Consider the following 17,018-nt stretch of genomic DNA (forward strand, 5'->3'; position numbering starts at 1 on the left):
CTGTTGAACGATACCGTGTTCCTGGTTTTTTTCATTTTACTTTTTTAAAGGGTTTAATTGGATGAGCGATATACACTCGCTGCTGGTGGCGGCAATATTGGGTGTGGTTGAGGGTTTGACAGAGTTTTTACCTGTTTCCAGTACCGGTCATATGATTATTGTTGGTCACCTGCTGGGGTTTGAAGGTGATACCGCAAATACCTTTGAAGTGGTGATTCAGTTAGGTTCGATACTCGCCGTGGTGGTGATGTTCTGGCGTCGCCTGTTCGGCCTGATCGGCATCCATTTCGGGAAACCGCCGGCGCATGAAGGCCAGGGCAGCGGCCGTTTGTCGCTTATCCATATCCTTCTCGGCATGATCCCCGCGGTGGTGATGGGGCTGATTTTCCATGACACCATTAAATCCTTGTTTAACCCGGTGAACGTGATGTACGCCCTGATTGTCGGCGGCGTATTGCTGATTGCAGCGGAAGTGCTGAAGCCGAAACAGCCGCGCGCGGTCGGGATTGACGATATGACCTACCGTCAGGCGTTCGTCATCGGCTGCTTTCAGTGCCTGGCGCTGTGGCCAGGTTTCTCCCGCTCGGGGGCGACTATCTCCGGCGGCATGCTGATGGGCGTCAGCCGCTATGCGGCCTCGGAGTTCTCTTTCCTGCTGGCGGTACCGATGATGATGGGCGCCACCGTGCTGGACGTCTACAAGAGCATCGGCTTCCTGAACATGGGCGACGTCCCGATGTTCGCCGTCGGCTTCGTGATGGCGTTTATCGTGGCGCTGATTGCGATTAAAACCTTCCTGCAGCTGATCAAACGGATCTCGTTCATTCCGTTCGCTATCTACCGCTTTATCGTCGCGGCAGCGGTGTACGTGGTCTTCTTCTAAGGCCTGCGCCCTCAGCCTTGCGGCTGGGGGCAACGCTGTTCCTTCCACTGCGCTACCGCCGCAATTCTCCGCCGCGTCAGCTCCTCGCGAATTTCCGCCCCTTTAAAGCCCGCCGCCACGACCTCTTTAGTGGAGACCGACTGCGCCACTTCCCAGGCCTCCAGCAGCAGGCGCCCCTGCGGGTAATCGCTGGCCTCGAAACCGGTGCGTCCGCGGACGTCGGCTTCGCTGGTGAGCGCGATCTGCTGCACGCGCTGCGGTTTGCGCCACGCGTCAATGCTGTCGAAGAGTTTGACGAGGGTTTTCGGCTGCAGAATTGGCAGGGTGTGGATTAGGTCATGGTACTCCGCCACCAGTTTCGCGAGATCGCGGATATCGTTCGGCACCCGCAGACGCGCGCAGAGCTGCTCCACCAGCTTGACTCCCGCCGGACCATGGCCGTGGTGACGCGGCCAGAGCGCCTTCGGCGTCAGCCCTTTGCCGAGGTCATGGCACAGGGTGGCGAAACGTACGTCGACATCCGGCGACAGCATCGCGGCCATCGTGACGGTCATCAGGGTGTGCAGGCCGGTGTCGATTTCCGGATGCCATTTCGCCGGGGCCGGCACGCCGTACAGGGCGTCAATCTCCGGGAACAGCACCTTGAGGGCCTGACAGTCGCGCAGCGTCTGGAAAAAGACCTGCGGGTTGCGAGTAGTTAATGCGCTTTCCGTCTCCTTCCACACCCGCTCCGGCGTTAAATGCGCCAGCTCGCCGGCCTCAACCATCGCGGCCATCAGGGCCTGAGTCTCTTCGGCAATGCGAAAACCGAGGTGGGCGTAGCGGGCGGCAAAACGCGCGACGCGCAGCACGCGCAGCGGATCTTCACTAAACGCGGGAGAGACATGGCGCAGCAGGCGCTGACGGAGATCGTTCTGTCCGCCGTAGGGGTCGATAATTGCGCCGTCGGCATCCTGGGCGAGGGCGTTGACCGTCAGGTCGCGGCGCAGCAGATCGGCTTCGAGGGTGACGTCCGGGGCGGCATAGCAGGTAAAACCGGTATAGCCCGCGCCGGATTTGCGCTCGGTGCGGGCCAGGGCATACTCTTCCCGGCTTTGCGGATGGAGGAACACGGGAAAATCGCGGCCTACCTGTTGATAGCCCGCGTCTAGCATCTGTTGCGGGGTGGCGCCCACCACCACCCAGTCTCGGTCTTTGACCGGCAGCCCTAACAGCGCGTCACGCACCGCGCCACCGACCAGATAACTCTTCACGCCTGATTCTCCCGTATCCGTTTTTCGCAAGATGATACGTAAGTCTGGCAGAGAAGACGAATTAGTTCATCCACCGGTCTTTACGTTTGCGGCTTGGCACCAGATGCGGCAGCACCAGACCGAGCAGCAGACCGACGCCCAGCACACCGCCGCCGTACATAAACCACTGCATGATAATGGTGCGCTGTTTATCATCAAGCTGCAGATTTGCCGCATTCACCTTCTTCTGCGCGACAACCAGCTCGTTTTTCAACTTTTGGTTCTCGTCCTTCAGCGCGTTAATCACGCTGTCGCTGCCGGCGACTTTCTTCTGCATATCCGCCGTGCGCTGGTTCCAGGTGGCATCGATGTTATTCAGCTTATCGGTCAGCGTTTTGACCTGGTTTTCCAGATCCGGGACGCGGGTGCGCAGGCTGGGCTCGTTGCTCAGCTCTTTCAGCGGGATCCAGGCGGTACGGCCGTTGCTATCGCGAATTTGCGCGTAACTGGTGCTGTCGTTCGTTTGCAGTACCGACACTTCTTCCCCGGCGTTGATGGTGCCGACCAGACGATAATTATCGCCCGGGCCGCTGCGAACCCAGGTGTTCAGCTCATCGGAAACGTAGCGCTTTTCTTCTGCGTGAACCGCCGTGGCGGCGCTAAGCGCGAGCAAAGTAAAAGTAATCAGGCGTAATTTTGGCATCAGGTCATCGTTTGGTCATAAAAAGTGGAACGATAGTAGAGGCATCGCCAGAGCGACGCAAAGTTTTCCGCCACAATCGGAATCATCCAGGAGGTGGCCCGGCAAAAAGCGCGTTGCATGGCGATTCACCGCAAAATACTATCTACTGACAAAAAATATTGTCGTAAGTTCGCCGCAATTTGTCGGCGCAGCACAGAAGCGGAAGAATTCAGTCATGGCTCAAGAAATCGAACTCAAGTTTATCGTCGCTCAGGATGGGGTAGAGACGCTGCGCGAGCAGCTCAATGCGCTCGAGGCGAAACATACGCCCGCGGGCCAGTTGCTGAACATTTATTACGAAACCGCCGATAACTGGCTGCGTCGTCACGATATGGGGCTGCGCATCCGCGGCGATCAGGGGCGTTATGAGATGACGCTGAAAATCGCCGGTCGGGTGGTCGGCGGCCTGCACCAGCGCCCGGAATATAATATTCCACTGGATAAACCGGAGCTGGCGCTTGAGCGCCTGCCGGCGGAGGTCTGGCCGCAAGGGGAACTTCCGGCCGCGCTGGCGGAGCACGTCCAGCCGCTGTTCAGCACCGATTTTGCCCGTGAACGCTGGGTGATCCAGGAAGGAAAGAGTGAGATTGAGATTGCCCTCGATCGCGGCGAAGTGAAGGCGGGCGAACATCAGGAGCCGATCTGCGAACTGGAGCTGGAGCTGCTCGCCGGGGAGACCGCCGATCTGCTGCGCCTCGCGCATCGTTTGCTGGAGAGCGGCGTCCTGCGTCAGGGGAGCCTGAGCAAAGCCGCGCGCGGGTATCATCTGGCGCAAGGTAACAATGAGCGTCCGGTGACCCGGCTGGCGGTGCTGCCGGTGGCAGCGAAGGCCAGCGTGGAGCAGGGGCTGGAGGCGGCGCTGGAGAGCGCCCTGGCGCATTGGCTGTATCACGACGAGATCTGGCTGCGCGGCAACGCAAAAGCCAAAGCGGAAATTCTGCTGGCGATAGCCCGCGTGCGCCATGCCCTCGTGCTGTTCGGCGGCATCGTGCCGCGTAAGGCGACCACCCACCTCCGCGCGTTGCTGAACGACGCCGACGCCGTTCTGCTGGCTGCGGACACCGCCGACGAAGCGTTATTCCGCACCGAGGTCGTTGGCGCCAAACTGGCCCTGACCGAATGGCTGGTCCAGCGCGGGTGGCGTCCGTTCCTCAACGAGGCGGGAGAGAAAAAAATAGCCGGATCGTTCAAACGGTTTGCCGATATTCACCTCTCGCGGGTGGCGGCCGAGCTGCGCAGCGCCGTGCAGCATCTGGCGGTAGAAGATGCCGCTGACCAGTTGCCGAAGCTGTCCCGCGACATCGACAGCGTCCAGCTGCTGGCGGGCGCCTATGGCGACGCCGTCGCGCCCTGGCTGGAGAACTGGCAGGAACTTCAGCGTGCGATAGAGCATGACGACCGCAGCGTGTTTGAATATTTCCGTCGCCAGGCGCTGGCTGCCGAGCCGTTCTGGCTGCATAGTGGAAAACGATAATTACAGGCCAGGGAGCCCTTATGATGCCGCTTTCTCCGCAGTTACAGCAGCACTGGCAGACGGTCGCTGACCGTCTGCCAGCGGATTTTCCCGTTGCCGAACTGAGCCCACAGGCCAGGTCGGTGATGGCGTTCAGCGATTTTGTCGAACAGAGTGTGATCGCTCAGCCGGGCTGGCTGAATGAGCTTGCGGACTCCGCGCCGGCGGCGGAAGAGTGGCGGCATTACGAAGCCTGGCTGCAGGAGCGCCTGCAGGCCGTCACTGACGAAGCGGGGTTGATGCGAGAGCTGCGTCTCTTCCGCCGCCAGATGATGGTCCGCATCGCCTGGGCGCAGGCGTTGTCGCTGGTGCGCGAAGAAGAGACGCTGCAGCAGCTGAGCGTCCTGGCGGAGACCCTGATTGTCGCCGCCCGCGACTGGCTGTACGCCGCCTGCTGTAAAGAGTGGGGAACGCCATGCAACGCCGAGGGTCAGCCGCAGCCGCTGCTGATCCTCGGGATGGGAAAGCTGGGCGGCGGCGAGCTGAACTTCTCTTCCGATATCGATCTGATCTTTGCCTGGCCGGAGCATGGCGCCACCCGCGGCGGCCGCCGCGAGCTGGATAACGCCCAGTTCTTTACCCGCCTGGGGCAGCGGCTTATCAAGGCGCTCGACCAGCCGACGCAGGACGGCTTTGTTTATCGGGTGGACATGCGCCTGCGGCCGTTTGGCGACAGCGGGCCGCTGGTGCTCAGCTTTGCGGCGCTGGAAGATTATTACCAGGAGCAGGGGCGGGACTGGGAACGCTACGCGATGGTGAAAGCGCGGATCATGGGCGATAACGACGGCGCCTACGCCAGCGAACTGCGCGCGATGCTTCGCCCCTTCGTCTTCCGCCGCTATATCGACTTCAGCGTGATCCAGTCGCTGCGTAACATGAAAGGCATGATCGCCCGTGAAGTGCGGCGTCGCGGGCTGAAAGACAACATCAAGCTCGGCGCCGGCGGCATTCGTGAAATTGAATTTATCGTTCAGGTCTTTCAGCTGATCCGCGGCGGTCGCGAACCTGCGCTGCAGCAGCGCGCGTTATTGCCGACACTGGCGGCGATTGATGAGCTGCATCTGCTGCCGGAAGGCGACGCGACGCTGCTGCGCGCGGCCTATCTGTTCCTGCGCCGGCTGGAAAACCTGCTGCAAAGTATCAACGATGAACAGACCCAGACCCTGCCGCAGGATGAACTGAACCGCGCCAGACTGGCGTGGGGGATGTATACCGATGACTGGGAGACGCTGAGCGCGCAGCTGGCGAACCATATGGCCAACGTACGGCGGGTGTTTAATGAACTGATCGGCGATGACGAGGCTCAGTCGCCAGATGAGCAGCTGGCCGAGTACTGGCGCGAGCTGTGGCAGGATGCGCTGGAAGAAGATGACGCCAGTCCGGCGCTGGCGCATTTAAACGACGCCGACCGCCGCAGCGTGCTGGCGCTGATTGCCGATTTCCGCAAAGAGCTGGATCGGCGCACCATCGGCCCGCGCGGCCGCCAGGTGCTGGATCAGCTGATGCCGCATCTGCTGAGCGAAATCTGCTCGCGCGCCGATGCGCCGCTGCCTCTGGCGCGGATCACGCCGCTGTTGACCGGCATCGTCACCCGCACCACCTATCTTGAACTGCTGAGCGAATTCCCCGGCGCGCTGAAACACCTGATTACGCTCTGCGCGGCATCGCCGATGGTCGCCAGCCAGCTGGCGCGCCACCCGCTGCTGCTGGATGAGCTGCTGGATCCCAACACCCTCTATCAGCCGACGGCGACCGATGCCTATCGCGACGAGCTGCGTCAGTATCTGCTGCGGGTGCCGGAAGAGGATGAAGAGCAGCAGCTGGAGGCGTTGCGCCAGTTCAAGCAGGCGCAGCAGCTACATATCGCGGCGGCGGATATCGCCGGCACCCTACCGGTGATGAAGGTCAGCGACCATTTAACCTGGCTTGCCGAAGCGATCCTCGATGCGGTGGTGCAGCAGGCATGGGGGCAGATGGTGGCTCGCTACGGCCTGCCGACCCACCTGCACGATCGCCAGGGGCGCGGCTTCGCCGTCGTCGGCTACGGCAAGCTCGGCGGTTGGGAGCTGGGCTACAGCTCCGATCTCGACCTGGTGTTCCTCCATGACTGTCCGGCGGAGGTGATGACCGACGGCGAGCGGGAGATTGACGGCCGTCAGTTCTACCTGCGGCTGGCCCAGCGGATCATGCATCTGTTCAGCACCCGCACCTCGTCCGGTATTCTCTACGAAGTGGACGCCCGGCTGCGCCCTTCCGGCGCGGCGGGGATGCTGGTTACCACCGCTGACGCGTTTGCCGACTATCAGCAGAACGAGGCCTGGACGTGGGAGCATCAGGCGCTGGTGCGCGCCCGTGTGGTCTATGGCGACCCGGCGTTGCAGGCGCGCTTTGACGCCATTCGTCGCGATATCCTGACCACCCCGCGGGAGGGCGCAACCCTGCAGACCGAGGTTCGCGAGATGCGCGAGAAGATGCGCGCCCACCTCGGCAACAAGCATCCCAATCGTTTTGATATCAAAGCCGATGCCGGCGGGATCACGGATATTGAATTTATTACCCAGTATCTGGTCCTACGCTATGCCAGCGACAAGCCGAAGCTGACCCGCTGGTCTGATAATGTGCGTATTCTCGAGCTGCTGGCGCAGAACGACATCATGGACGAGGAGGAAGCGCGCGCCTTAACGCACGCGTACACCACCTTGCGTGACGCGCTCCATCACCTGGCCCTGCAGGAGCTGCCGGGACACGTGGCGCCAGAGGCCTTCAGCCGGGAGCGCGAGCAGGTCAGCGCCAGCTGGCAGAAATGGCTGATGGCTTAACTATAAAATCGGGTGTGCTATTATCGCGCGCAAAGTTTGCGTCTCGCAGGAGAGAGTCATGAAAGTAACGCTGCCGGAGTTTGAACGTGCAGGAGTGTTGGTGGTGGGTGATGTGATGCTGGACCGCTACTGGTACGGCCCCACCAGTCGTATTTCCCCGGAAGCCCCGGTGCCGGTGGTGAAGGTGGAAAATATCGAAGAACGTCCTGGCGGCGCGGCAAACGTAGCGATGAACATTGCCTCGCTGGGGGCAACCTCGCGCCTGGTGGGATTGACCGGGATTGATGACGCCGCCCGCGCGCTGAGCCAGGCGCTGGCCAACGTCAATGTGAAGTGCGACTTCGTCTCCGTCCCGACTCACCCGACTATCACCAAGCTGCGGGTGCTGTCGCGCAATCAACAGCTGATCCGCCTCGACTTTGAAGAGGGCTTCTCCGGCGTCGATCCGCAGCCGATGCACGAGCGCATTCAGCAGGCGCTGGGCTCTATTGGCGCGCTGGTCCTTTCGGACTATGCCAAAGGGGCGCTGACCAGCGTCCAGACCATGATCCGACTCGCACGTGAAGCGGGCGTGCCGGTGCTGATCGATCCGAAAGGCACCGATTTCGAACGCTATCGCGGCGCGACGTTGCTCACCCCGAACCTCTCTGAGTTTGAAGCGGTGGTGGGCAAGTGCCAGGATGAAGCGCAGATCGTTGAGCGCGGCATGAAGCTCATCGCCGAATTCGAACTGTCGGCGCTGCTGGTGACGCGCTCTGAGCAGGGGATGACGCTGCTGCAGCCGGGGCGTCCGCCGCTGCATATGCCGACCCAGGCCCAGGAAGTGTACGACGTGACCGGCGCCGGCGACACGGTGATTGGCGTGCTGGCGGCGACCCTGGCGTCCGGCAACACCCTGGAAGAGGCCTGCTATTTCGCTAACGCCGCGGCGGGCGTGGTGGTCGGTAAGCTGGGTACATCCACCGTTTCCCCTGTCGAGCTGGAAAACGCGGTCCGCGGCCGGGCTGAGACCGGCTTTGGCGTGATGAGCGAAGAGGAGCTCAAACAGGCGGTTGCGGCGGCGCGCAAGCGCGGCGAGAAAGTGGTGATGACCAACGGCGTCTTCGACATTCTGCATGCCGGTCATGTCTCCTATCTGGCGAATGCGCGCAAGCTGGGCGACCGTCTGATCGTGGCGGTCAACAGCGATGCCTCCACCAAACGTCTGAAAGGCGAAACCCGCCCGGTGAACCCGCTGGAACAGCGGATGATCGTGCTGGGGGCGCTGGAAGCCGTCGACTGGGTGGTCTCCTTCGAAGAAGATACTCCGCAGCGCCTGATCGCTGGCATCCTGCCGGATCTGCTGGTCAAGGGCGGCGACTACAAACCGGAGCAGATCGCCGGCAGCGAAGAGGTCTGGGCGAACGGTGGCGAAGTGCTGGTGCTCAACTTTGAAGATGGCTGCTCAACTACCAATATTATTAAGAAAATACAAAAAGATAGCGACAAATAAGCTTTTCGCTATTCACCGGTTTGTACGGTGAAGCATCACGGCCTGCGATAGACGTATCGCGGGCCGTTTTTATTTAATCATGTGGAAAATGATTTAGCGCAATAAATAATCATGTTAAGCGCATTTTTCGTACAAATCGCGTTAAGGTAAGCGTAAATACTGAAGTGAGTAAAAGGCATATGACTGATCAGAACATCCACCGCTGAAGGAGTATGCGCATGAACCATAACGATATGTATTCAATGAAGAATTTTGATTTTTTGGCGCGGAGTTTCGCCAGAATGCACGCCCAGGGCCAGCCAGTTGATCTTCAGGCCATTGTCGGCAATATGGATGAAGAACATCGTGAATGGTTTTGCCAGCGCTATGAACTGTACTGTCGCCAGGTGAGTAGTCAGGCGGAAGCCGCCCATTAAGCCAAACGCAAAACGGGCCCCCAGGGGCCCGTTTTTTACTGCTGCTCTTCGCTGCCCGGCGTCGCCGCCGGGCGGTTTTCGAGGTCATTCAGGCGCTGCTCCAGCAGCGCCAGTTTTTCCCGGGTCCGCAGCAGCACCTGAGTCTGCACGTCAAACTCTTCGCGGCTAACCAGATCCAGACGGGTCAGCTGCGACTGCAGCGCCTGGCGGATTTTCTTCTCAACATCCTCACCCAGATCGCGAAGTCCTTTTGGCATCGACTCATGGACCTGGCGGGCGATTTGTTCAATTTTTTTCGGGTCAATCATGGTGGTTTCCTGCTCGGGTCGGATGATTGATCATTGTAGTGCGAACCAGGCCGCCTATAAACCAGAAATGTTTGAAGCTTATGCATTGCCGAGGATAGTCAATAGCGTTATAGTTATCTCGCTTATTCTCAGGGCGGGGCGAAATTCCCCACCGGCGGTAAATCAACCATGGCGTTGAAAGCCCGCGAGCGCTTCCCGTGACTACGGGAAGGTCAGCAGATCCGGTGTAATTCCGGGGCCGACGGTTAAAGTCCGGATGGGAGAGAGTAACGGCACAGTCGGGCCCAGGCCCGCTCGCGTTGACTTTTGCCGCTAAACCGGCGCTCCTAAGACTGCCCTGATTCTGGTAACCATAATTTTAATGAGGTTTTTTTACCATGAATCAGACGCTCCTTTCTTCTTTTGGTACCGCTTTTGAACGTGTGGAACACGCTTTGGACGCCCTGCGCGAAGGCCGCGGCGTGATGGTGCTTGATGATGAAGACCGTGAAAACGAAGGCGATATGATCTTCGCCGCTGAAACCATGACCGTTGAGCAGATGGCGCTGACCATTCGTCACGGCAGCGGCATTGTGTGCCTGTGCCTGACCGAAGAACGCCGCAAACAGCTGGATCTGCCGATGATGGTAGAGAACAACACCAGCGCCTACGGCACCGGCTTCACCGTGACCATCGAAGCGGCCGAAGGTGTGACCACCGGCGTCTCCGCTGCCGACCGCGTGACCACCGTCCGCGCGGCCATCGCCGACGGCGCGAAACCTTCCGATCTTAACCGTCCAGGTCACGTCTTCCCGCTGCGTGCGCAGCCGGGCGGCGTACTGACCCGCGGCGGCCACACTGAAGCCACTATCGACCTCGTGACCCTGGCTGGCTTTAAACCGGCAGGCGTGCTGTGCGAGCTGACCAATGACGATGGCACCATGGCCCGCGCGCCGGAGTGCATCAAGTTCGCTCAGCAGCACAATATGGCGGTAGTCACGATTGAAGATCTGGTGGCCTATCGTCGCGAACATGAGCGTAAAGCCAGCTAAATAGCGGTTCGCTACGCCCGAGCACAGCCCACTTGTTAGTGGGCTGTGTTGTTTCTGCGCTTTAACCGATGCCCATCGTCTGGAGTACCACCAGGCTCAGCCCCATGACCGACATCCCGCACAGGACGCCGTAGCTTGGATTGCTTTGCGGATCGATCTCTTTCGCCAGCGGCATCAGTTCATCGACCGACAGCGCCACCATAATCCCGGCGACGGCAGCCATGATCGCGCCCATCACCAGCGGCGAGACCAGGCTCCCCAGAATCAACCACGCCAGCACGCCGCCCAAAATTTCCGCCATGCCGGAAAGCCCGGCCCAGAGCACCGCTTTGCTGCGCGAGCCGGTGGCGGCATACACCGGTCCGGCAACCGCCAGTCCTTCCGGAATATTGTGCAGGGCGACGGCCAGGGCGACGCCCATGCCAAGCTCGAGGTTGTTGCTGGCCGTGACATAGGTGGCGATCCCTTCCGGAAAGTTATGCAGGCTGATCCCCAGTGTCAAAAGAATAGCGGTGCGGCGTAAGTTGCGCGGGCGCGGCATGGCGGGAGTCATCAGATCCTGCGGGTGGGCGTGCGGCAGCAGGCGGTCAAGACCAAAGTAACCCAGCAGGCCGACAACAAACATTCCGTAGCCGAGCAGCGGCGACATGCCCTCGGCGGCCAGCGCGGCAGGCAGCATTTCCATCAAAGAAATCAATAGCATAATCCCGGCGGCAAAGCCGAGGGAGAAGCCAAGCAGGCGGTTAGAGGGTTTCTGGCCAATCACGCCGAATATGGCGCCAATGAAGGTTGCGCTACCGGCTAACAGCGTCAATATTAAGGGTGATGACATCGCTTCTCTCCCTGTGAAAATAATTACATACGAGTATATTGCCTGAGGATGCGCGTACGGGACACGTCCCTTTACCGCGAATTACATTCAAATTTTCTGACGATCATCATCATGGTTATCTGAGTTTATCCTGGCGCAAAAGCGCGTAATGTGAGCACATCACATTGACACCCTAAGGATATCATCATGTCCCGTACCCGAATGCCCGCGTTGTTTCTCGGCCATGGCAGCCCAATGAACGTGCTGGAAGACAACCGTTATACCCGCGCCTGGGCTCAACTGGGCGAAACCCTGCCGCGTCCGAAAGCGATCGTGGTGGTCTCTGCGCACTGGTTTACGCGCGGTACGGGCGTAACGGCGATGGAGGCGCCGAAGACCATTCATGACTTCGGCGGTTTTCCGCAGGCGCTGTATGACACGCATTATCCGGCGCCGGGCTCCCCGGCGCTGGCGCAACGGCTGGTGGAGCTGCTCTCGCCGGTGCCGGTCACCCTCGATACAGAAGCCTGGGGATTTGACCATGGCTCGTGGGGCGTGCTGATTAAAATGTATCCGCAGGCGGATATCCCGATGGTTCAGTTGAGCATCGACAGCACCAAACCGCCGGCCTGGCATCTCGAAATGGGGCGGAAACTGGCCTCGCTGCGTGATGAAGGCATTATGCTGGTGGCCAGCGGCAACGTGGTGCATAACCTGCGCACCGCCCGCTGGCATGGCGAGAACACGCCGTACCCTTGGGCAGAGTCCTTCAATAACTACGTGAAGGCGAATCTGCAATGGCAGGGGCTGGACGAGCAGCACCCGCTGGTTAACTACCTGGCACACGAAGGGGGCTCGCTCTCCAACCCGACGGCGGAGCATTTCCTGCCGCTGCTGTATGTCCTGGGGACGTGGGATGGCGTTGAGGCGATGACGATCCCGGTCGATGGCATCGAGATGGGCTCGCTGAGCATGCTGTCGGTGTTGGTTGGCGCCTGATGATAGCGCGCTCCGGCGGCATTTACCGTCGCCGGAGCGCGGCATTATTCGACGAAAATGTGCGGATAGAAGCGCGACAGATCCTGGGTGATCAGCGCCCGGTCTTCGCGAATACCGATCCCTGCAGGCTGGTCGTTGATGAGCCAGCTGCCAATCAGCGTATAGCTATCGCCAAACTTCGGCAGCGGGTAAAACGCCTGCACGATGGTGCCTTCTTCCCCGTACGGGCCTTCTACTGCCTCCACCACTTTGCCATTTTCAACGATCGACACGTTAGCGCCTTCGCGGGAGAAGATTGGCTTAATGACGTACTTCTCCATCTCCGGGTGAGTATCTTCGCTGAAGTAGGCCGCCAGCAGATTAGGGTGATTGGGGAACATCTCCCACAGCATTGGCAGCAGCGCCTTGTTGGAGATAATGCTTTTCCACGCCGGCTCCAGCCAGCGGACGCCAGCGTCTTCCAGCTTGGTGGAGAACATCTCCCGCAGCATAAACTCCCACGGATAGAGCTTGAACAGATTGCCAATCACCTGATCCTGCAGATCGGTAAACTGGCCTTTTTCGCCCAGGCCGATATCTTCAACGTAGAGGAATTCCGTCGCCAGCCCCGCTTCAGCGGCGCAGTCCTGCAGATACTGCACGGTACCGCGATCTTCAACGGTATCGCGGCAGCAGGCCATATGCAGCAGCTGAAAGCCAAACTGCTCGCGCAGCTCGCCGAAGCGATCGATCAGCTTTTCCTGCAAACTGTTGAACTGGTCGCTGCCCGCCGGCAGCTTGCCGGCGTTGAGCTGATCTTCCAGCCAGATCCACTGGAAGAAGGCCGCTTCATACAGCGAGGTCGGGGTGTCGGCATTGTTCTCCAGCAGCTTCGGTTCGCCGACGCCATCCCAGGCCAGGTCGAGACGTGAGTAGAGCGACGGCTGGTTGGTTTTCCACGACTGACGTACAAAACCCCAGGTGTGTTTAGGGATGCGGAATTTGGTCATCAGCTCATCGCTGGCGATCACTTTTTCCACCACCTGGAGGCACATCTGATGTAGCTCAGCGGTGACCGCTTCCAGCTTTTCCACCTGCGCGAGGGTCAGCTTGTAATACGCCTCTTCGCTCCAGTAGGGCTCGCCGTACATGGTATGGAAGTTGAAACCGTACTCGGTCGCTTTCTCGCGCCAGTCCGGGCGCTCGGTAATACTGACTCTTTCCATGTTGCTTAGCCGCCCATTGAGCGAGAAGAGGACGTTGAGCCTGCGGCGCTACGCTGCATGGTCGACTGTTTCGCTACCGACTCGCCAAAGCCGCCGCGGGTGACGGTGGTGGTGGTGGCTGGCTTCGGCGCCATCGCGGTTTTCGGCACATTTATGGTGCGGCCCGGCTGGGCGGCGCCATAGCTCTTGCCGCTGGCGTCAGTGTACTGACCGTAGGCCGGGCTGGCCGGATTTTTCGAGCTGAACAGCGGCTGCTGTTGCGCCATGCCGCCGCCCATCAGGCGGCCCATCATGTAGCCGGCCATCAGCGGCATCCAGAAGCTGCCGCTGCTTTGCGCCTGCGCCTGGTTTTCCGGGGCGACGCCCGCCTGGGCTGGCGTCTGCTGGCACTGGCCTTCGCCAAACTCGGCGACGCAGTCTTCGCGGGTGGCATACTTCGGCGCAGTGCGCTCTGCCTCTTTTACCGCGTTGGTGTAGGCCGTGGTGCATTCGGCTGCTTTGCCCGGGTTGGCGGCGGAGCAGTCATCGGCGTTCTGGTACAGCGACACCGTTTCGTCGCTTTTTTCACAACCGGCGAGCATAAAGACCGCGGTAACGGCCAGCGCGACCGGCGTCAGATGGCGTGCGCTCCAGCTTTTGCGGAACGACGAATGATTAATATTTTTTGTCCGTTTCATATTTGTCTTCCAGGACCCAGTGGTATGGCGTGTGTTAACGCTCAGGATAGAGGATGAGTGGTGGAAAATGAAGCGAAGAGGGGCGCTAAGCGGGGGATCTTTACGTTGCCTTACGTTTAACGCATCGCCTGTCCGACGGACAGGCGATGCGCATCACAGTATGAGAATTACTGACGGAACGGATTGCTGCCGCTGCTCTGGGTGGTCCGTGCGGACGCCGGCTTCACCGCCGCGGTAGTGTTGCCGTAGCCATCAGCGGTGGCATCCTGTTGCGGATTTTCCGGCGCGACGCTATCTGCGGAGGTGGAGATGGGTTTACCCAGCGTGTTGTTCAGGGCGACCAGATCCTGCTCGTTCAGGGTACCTAACGCCGACTTAATGTTCAGCTCGTTGATCAGGTAGTTGTAGCGCGCATTCGAGAGCTGCTGCTTAGCGTTATACAGCGTAGTGGTGGCGTCGAGGACGTCAACGATAGTACGCGTACCCACCGAGTAGCCAGCTTCCATGGCATCCAGGGAGCTTTGCGCAGAGACCACCGCCTGTTTGTAGGCGTTGATGCTGCTGATGGAGGCGTTCACGTTGTTAAACGATGAACGCACAGTCTGCACGACGCTGCGGTGGGCGCTTTCCAGCTGCTCGCTGGCGCCAACGAAGTTGTATTGTGCCTGCTTGACCTGCGAGGTCACCGCGCCGCCCTGGTACAGTGGCAGAGAGAAGTTCAGGCCGATTTGGTTCTGCCCGTTATCACTGTCGTTGTAGGCGAGCGGGGTATTGGTTTTCGAACCGTTGTAACGCGTATTCGAGACCCCGGTAGAGGCGGAAAGGTTCAGGGTCGGCAAATGGCCGTCCTGCGCCTGACGAATCTGCTCGCGGGCCAGGTCCTGGCTCAGACGCGCCTGCAGCAACGACAGGTTGCGGTTCTCCGCTTCCTTCAGCAGGGCGTTGACCGCCTGCGGCTTGTTGGTTTTAAAGCCATTCACGTTCAGGGAGGCCAGCTCCGGATAGTAATTACCGGTGACCTGACGCAGTCCTTCGACGGCGTTGTCGAGATCGTTACGCGCGGTGACTTCGTTCGCCAGCACGGCATCGTATTGTGAACGGGCGTTCTGTACGTCGGTGATCGCCACCAGGCCTACGTTAAAGCGCTGCGTGGTTTGATCCAACTGGCGGTAAATAGCCTGTTTCTGCGCTTCGGTATAGGAGAGCGTGTCGATGGCGGCCAGCACTTTAAAATAGGCCGTCGCGGTATTCAGAATCAGTGTTTGCTGATCGGTCTGATACGTGACATCCTGAATCCCTGCCGTTTTTTCCTGCAGCGTCAGGGCGCGCCATTTCGACATATCAAACAGAACCTGCGTTAACTGCAGCGAACCGCTGGTGACGTTAGAGTTGACGCCGTTGCTGTCGCGATAGCCATTGGTATAGGTATAATCCGCTCCCAGCCCAAGCTGAGGCAGTAATGGACTGCGCGCTTCGTTGATCTTTTCGAACGCGGCGTCACGATCGGCTGCCGATTTACGCAGATCGGGGTTGCTGATGCGTGCCTGCTGGTAAACCTGAAGCAGGTTTTCCGCCTGGCTCATGGCGCTGAACCCGGTCAGGCTCAGGCCGATAAGAATGGGGAGCAATTTCTTCATTTGCATTCCTTGTTGTGAAGCATTTAGCGCTGGTCTAATTCTAAGAAAAATTCCGCTGATTGTATCGATTCTGCCGCCGTAAAAAGTTGGCGTTACGTGCCATCCGGCGGTAATTTGCACCAATCTAACATACGGACCGTAAAACGGTAGCCAAACGGTTTGGAAATCCCTAATTTCAGATTCGCAGGACATGACAATGAGCAAACCCACACAGCAGGGAATTACCTTCTCCAAAAATGATGTAGAAATTATTGCACGCGAAACGCTATATCGTGGTTTTTTTTCGCTCGATTTATACCGTTTTCGCCACCGCCTGTTTAACGGCGGAATGAGTGGCGAAATCACCCGTGAAATTTTTGAGCGCGGGCACGCCGCCGTCTTGCTACCCTTTGACCCGGTGCGCGACGAAGTGGTGCTGGTCGAACAAATCCGTATCGCCGCCTATGATACCAGCGAGAGCCCGTGGCTGCTGGAGATGGTCGCCGGCATGATTGAAGCGGGTGAAACGGTGGAAGATGTTGCCCGTCGGGAAGCGCTGGAGGAGGCCGGGCTTGAAGTTGGGCGGACGAAACCAATATTAAGCTATCTGGCCAGTCCCGGCGGCACCAGCGAACGGTTATCGATCCTGGTGGGAGAAGTTGATGCATCGACGGCAAAAGGCATTCACGGCCTGGCCGAGGAAAACGAGGATATTCGGGTGCATGTGGTGAGTCGGGAGCAGGCTTACCAGTGGGTAGAAGAGGGGAAAATCGACAACGCAGCCTCTGTCATCGCCTTGCAATGGCTGCAATTGCATTATCACAATTTACGAAATGAGTGGACAAAATGAAGCGTTATACACCTGACTTCCCTGAGATGATGCGCCTGTGCGAGACCAATTTCGCGCAGTTGCGCCGCCTGTTGCCGCGAACGGATGCAGCGGGTGAGAAGGTAAGCTATCAGGTGGGAAGCGCGCAGTATCGGTTAACGATAGTTGAATCGACCCGCTACACTACTCTGGTGGCAATAGAGCAGACTCTGCCTGCAGTGAGCTACTGGAGCCTGCCATCGATGACCGTCCGCCTCTACCATGACGCCATGGTGGCCGAAGTGTGTTCGAGTCAGCAGATCTTTCGCTTCAAAGCGCGATATGATTATCCTAATAAAAAGTTGCATCAACGCGACGAAAAGCATCAAATTAACCAGTTTTTGGCCGACTGGCTGCGTTACTGTTTAGCACATGGAGCGATGGCGATTCCGGTTTGTTAGCGTCG

Annotated in this window: 17 protein-coding genes and 1 riboswitch; of the genes, 9 read left to right on the forward strand and 8 right to left on the reverse strand. The window is 59.3% G+C overall.

Going from position 1 to position 17,018, the window contains the following annotated elements:
* The first annotated feature begins 61 nt into the window (after positions 1-61).
* A complete protein-coding gene (gene bacA / locus IB144_RS03355; RefSeq protein WP_004144532.1) occupies positions 62-883 on the forward strand; it encodes an undecaprenyl-diphosphate phosphatase in 822 nt (273 codons plus the stop codon).
* An 11-nt stretch (positions 884-894) separates the two neighbouring features.
* On the opposite strand, the gene IB144_RS03360 is transcribed toward bacA, so the two are convergent.
* Both IB144_RS03360 and IB144_RS03365 read right to left on the reverse strand, forming a co-directional pair.
* Complete coding sequence (locus IB144_RS03360) at positions 895-2,136, reverse strand: multifunctional CCA addition/repair protein (protein WP_002916864.1); 1,242 nt, start codon at positions 2,134-2,136, stop codon at positions 895-897.
* A gap of 61 nt (positions 2,137-2,197) precedes the next feature.
* On the reverse strand, positions 2,198-2,818 hold the full coding sequence (locus IB144_RS03365) for a TIGR04211 family SH3 domain-containing protein (RefSeq protein WP_002916862.1): 621 nt from the start codon (positions 2,816-2,818) through the stop codon (positions 2,198-2,200).
* Between the two features lie 214 nt (positions 2,819-3,032).
* Between IB144_RS03365 and IB144_RS03370 the strand changes: the two genes are divergently transcribed.
* From IB144_RS03370 to hldE, 3 genes are read left to right on the forward strand one after another with little or no spacing between them, the layout of a single operon-like run.
* Positions 3,033-4,331, forward strand: a complete 1,299-nt coding sequence (locus tag IB144_RS03370; RefSeq protein ID WP_004150922.1) for an inorganic triphosphatase — start codon at positions 3,033-3,035, stop codon at positions 4,329-4,331.
* 20 nt (positions 4,332-4,351) lie between these two features.
* The gene (gene glnE, locus IB144_RS03375) at positions 4,352-7,189 is read left to right on the forward strand and encodes a bifunctional [glutamate--ammonia ligase]-adenylyl-L-tyrosine phosphorylase/[glutamate--ammonia-ligase] adenylyltransferase (protein ID WP_065888806.1); all 2,838 of its coding nucleotides are present in this window, start codon (positions 4,352-4,354) and stop codon (positions 7,187-7,189) included.
* A 58-nt stretch (positions 7,190-7,247) separates the two neighbouring features.
* Positions 7,248-8,681, forward strand: a complete 1,434-nt coding sequence (gene hldE / locus IB144_RS03380; protein WP_002916858.1) for a bifunctional D-glycero-beta-D-manno-heptose-7-phosphate kinase/D-glycero-beta-D-manno-heptose 1-phosphate adenylyltransferase HldE — start codon at positions 7,248-7,250, stop codon at positions 8,679-8,681.
* Positions 8,682-8,758: 77 nt separating this feature from the next.
* Here hldE and IB144_RS03385 read toward each other — a convergent pair whose 3' ends face one another.
* Positions 8,759-8,908, reverse strand: a complete 150-nt coding sequence (locus IB144_RS03385) for a hypothetical protein (RefSeq protein ID WP_004144536.1) — start codon at positions 8,906-8,908, stop codon at positions 8,759-8,761.
* Between IB144_RS03385 and glgS the strand changes: the two genes are divergently transcribed.
* Positions 8,900-9,097 carry a cell surface composition regulator GlgS gene (glgS, locus tag IB144_RS03390; RefSeq protein WP_002916857.1) on the forward strand — a complete coding sequence of 66 codons (198 nt, stop codon included), beginning with the start codon at positions 8,900-8,902 and terminating at the stop codon, positions 9,095-9,097. The genes IB144_RS03385 and glgS overlap by 9 nt on opposite strands.
* Before the next feature lie 35 nt (positions 9,098-9,132).
* Here glgS and IB144_RS03395 read toward each other — a convergent pair whose 3' ends face one another.
* Entirely contained in the window at positions 9,133-9,405 is a 273-nt protein-coding gene (locus IB144_RS03395) for an accessory factor UbiK family protein (protein ID WP_002916856.1), read from the reverse strand.
* A gap of 120 nt (positions 9,406-9,525) precedes the next feature.
* Positions 9,526-9,677: riboswitch (FMN riboswitch) on the forward strand.
* A 105-nt stretch (positions 9,678-9,782) separates the two neighbouring features.
* Here IB144_RS03395 and ribB point away from each other — a divergent pair.
* Entirely contained in the window at positions 9,783-10,436 is a 654-nt protein-coding gene (ribB, locus tag IB144_RS03400) for a 3,4-dihydroxy-2-butanone-4-phosphate synthase (protein ID WP_004185664.1), read from the forward strand.
* Between the two features lie 61 nt (positions 10,437-10,497).
* On the opposite strand, the gene zupT is transcribed toward ribB, so the two are convergent.
* Positions 10,498-11,268 (reverse strand): zinc transporter ZupT, encoded by a 771-nt coding sequence (zupT, locus tag IB144_RS03405; protein WP_002916852.1) that lies wholly within the window; start codon positions 11,266-11,268, stop codon positions 10,498-10,500.
* 186 nt (positions 11,269-11,454) lie between these two features.
* Between zupT and ygiD the strand changes: the two genes are divergently transcribed.
* Positions 11,455-12,246: a 4,5-DOPA dioxygenase extradiol gene (gene ygiD / locus IB144_RS03410; RefSeq protein ID WP_004174357.1), complete on the forward strand. Its 792-nt coding sequence runs from the start codon at positions 11,455-11,457 to the stop codon at positions 12,244-12,246.
* Positions 12,247-12,290: 44 nt separating this feature from the next.
* Here ygiD and IB144_RS03415 read toward each other — a convergent pair whose 3' ends face one another.
* From IB144_RS03415 to tolC, 3 genes are all read right to left on the reverse strand, one after another.
* Positions 12,291-13,451, reverse strand: coding sequence for a glutathionylspermidine synthase family protein (locus IB144_RS03415; protein ID WP_004144540.1), 1,161 nt, complete (start codon positions 13,449-13,451; stop codon positions 12,291-12,293).
* A gap of 5 nt (positions 13,452-13,456) precedes the next feature.
* Entirely contained in the window at positions 13,457-14,128 is a 672-nt protein-coding gene (locus IB144_RS03420) for a DUF1190 family protein (RefSeq protein ID WP_004181330.1), read from the reverse strand.
* 167 nt (positions 14,129-14,295) lie between these two features.
* The gene (tolC, locus tag IB144_RS03425; RefSeq protein WP_004150921.1) at positions 14,296-15,765 is read right to left on the reverse strand and encodes an outer membrane channel protein TolC; all 1,470 of its coding nucleotides are present in this window, start codon (positions 15,763-15,765) and stop codon (positions 14,296-14,298) included.
* Between the two features lie 196 nt (positions 15,766-15,961).
* Between tolC and nudF the strand changes: the two genes are divergently transcribed.
* A complete protein-coding gene (nudF, locus tag IB144_RS03430; protein WP_002916848.1) occupies positions 15,962-16,594 on the forward strand; it encodes an ADP-ribose diphosphatase in 633 nt (210 codons plus the stop codon).
* Positions 16,591-17,013, forward strand: coding sequence for a DUF1249 family protein (locus IB144_RS03435; RefSeq protein ID WP_002916847.1), 423 nt, complete (start codon positions 16,591-16,593; stop codon positions 17,011-17,013). Before nudF ends, IB144_RS03435 begins: the two co-directional genes overlap by 4 nt.
* Positions 17,014-17,018 lie beyond the last annotated feature (5 nt).

Source organism: Klebsiella sp. K4 (assembly GCF_014596785.2).
Taxonomy (GTDB): Bacteria; Pseudomonadota; Gammaproteobacteria; order Enterobacterales; family Enterobacteriaceae; genus Klebsiella; species Klebsiella pneumoniae.

Coding starts and splice junctions, on each gene's coding strand:
- IB144_RS03395 (WP_002916856.1), bottom strand. CDS start 9,405: ATGATTGACCCGAAAAAAATTGAACAAATCGCCCGCCAGGTCCATGAG.
- IB144_RS03365 (WP_002916862.1), bottom strand. CDS start 2,818: ATGCCAAAATTACGCCTGATTACTTTTACTTTGCTCGCGCTTAGCGCC.
- ygiD (WP_004174357.1), top strand. CDS start 11,455: ATGTCCCGTACCCGAATGCCCGCGTTGTTTCTCGGCCATGGCAGCCCA.
- IB144_RS03435 (WP_002916847.1), top strand. CDS start 16,591: ATGAAGCGTTATACACCTGACTTCCCTGAGATGATGCGCCTGTGCGAG.
- glnE (WP_065888806.1), top strand. CDS start 4,352: ATGATGCCGCTTTCTCCGCAGTTACAGCAGCACTGGCAGACGGTCGCT.
- IB144_RS03420 (WP_004181330.1), bottom strand. CDS start 14,128: ATGAAACGGACAAAAAATATTAATCATTCGTCGTTCCGCAAAAGCTGG.
- bacA (WP_004144532.1), top strand. CDS start 62: ATGAGCGATATACACTCGCTGCTGGTGGCGGCAATATTGGGTGTGGTT.
- zupT (WP_002916852.1), bottom strand. CDS start 11,268: ATGTCATCACCCTTAATATTGACGCTGTTAGCCGGTAGCGCAACCTTC.
- ribB (WP_004185664.1), top strand. CDS start 9,783: ATGAATCAGACGCTCCTTTCTTCTTTTGGTACCGCTTTTGAACGTGTG.
- IB144_RS03370 (WP_004150922.1), top strand. CDS start 3,033: ATGGCTCAAGAAATCGAACTCAAGTTTATCGTCGCTCAGGATGGGGTA.
- IB144_RS03385 (WP_004144536.1), bottom strand. CDS start 8,908: ATGGTTCATGCGCATACTCCTTCAGCGGTGGATGTTCTGATCAGTCAT.
- IB144_RS03415 (WP_004144540.1), bottom strand. CDS start 13,451: ATGGAAAGAGTCAGTATTACCGAGCGCCCGGACTGGCGCGAGAAAGCG.
- glgS (WP_002916857.1), top strand. CDS start 8,900: ATGAACCATAACGATATGTATTCAATGAAGAATTTTGATTTTTTGGCG.
- hldE (WP_002916858.1), top strand. CDS start 7,248: ATGAAAGTAACGCTGCCGGAGTTTGAACGTGCAGGAGTGTTGGTGGTG.
- tolC (WP_004150921.1), bottom strand. CDS start 15,765: ATGAAGAAATTGCTCCCCATTCTTATCGGCCTGAGCCTGACCGGGTTC.
- nudF (WP_002916848.1), top strand. CDS start 15,962: ATGAGCAAACCCACACAGCAGGGAATTACCTTCTCCAAAAATGATGTA.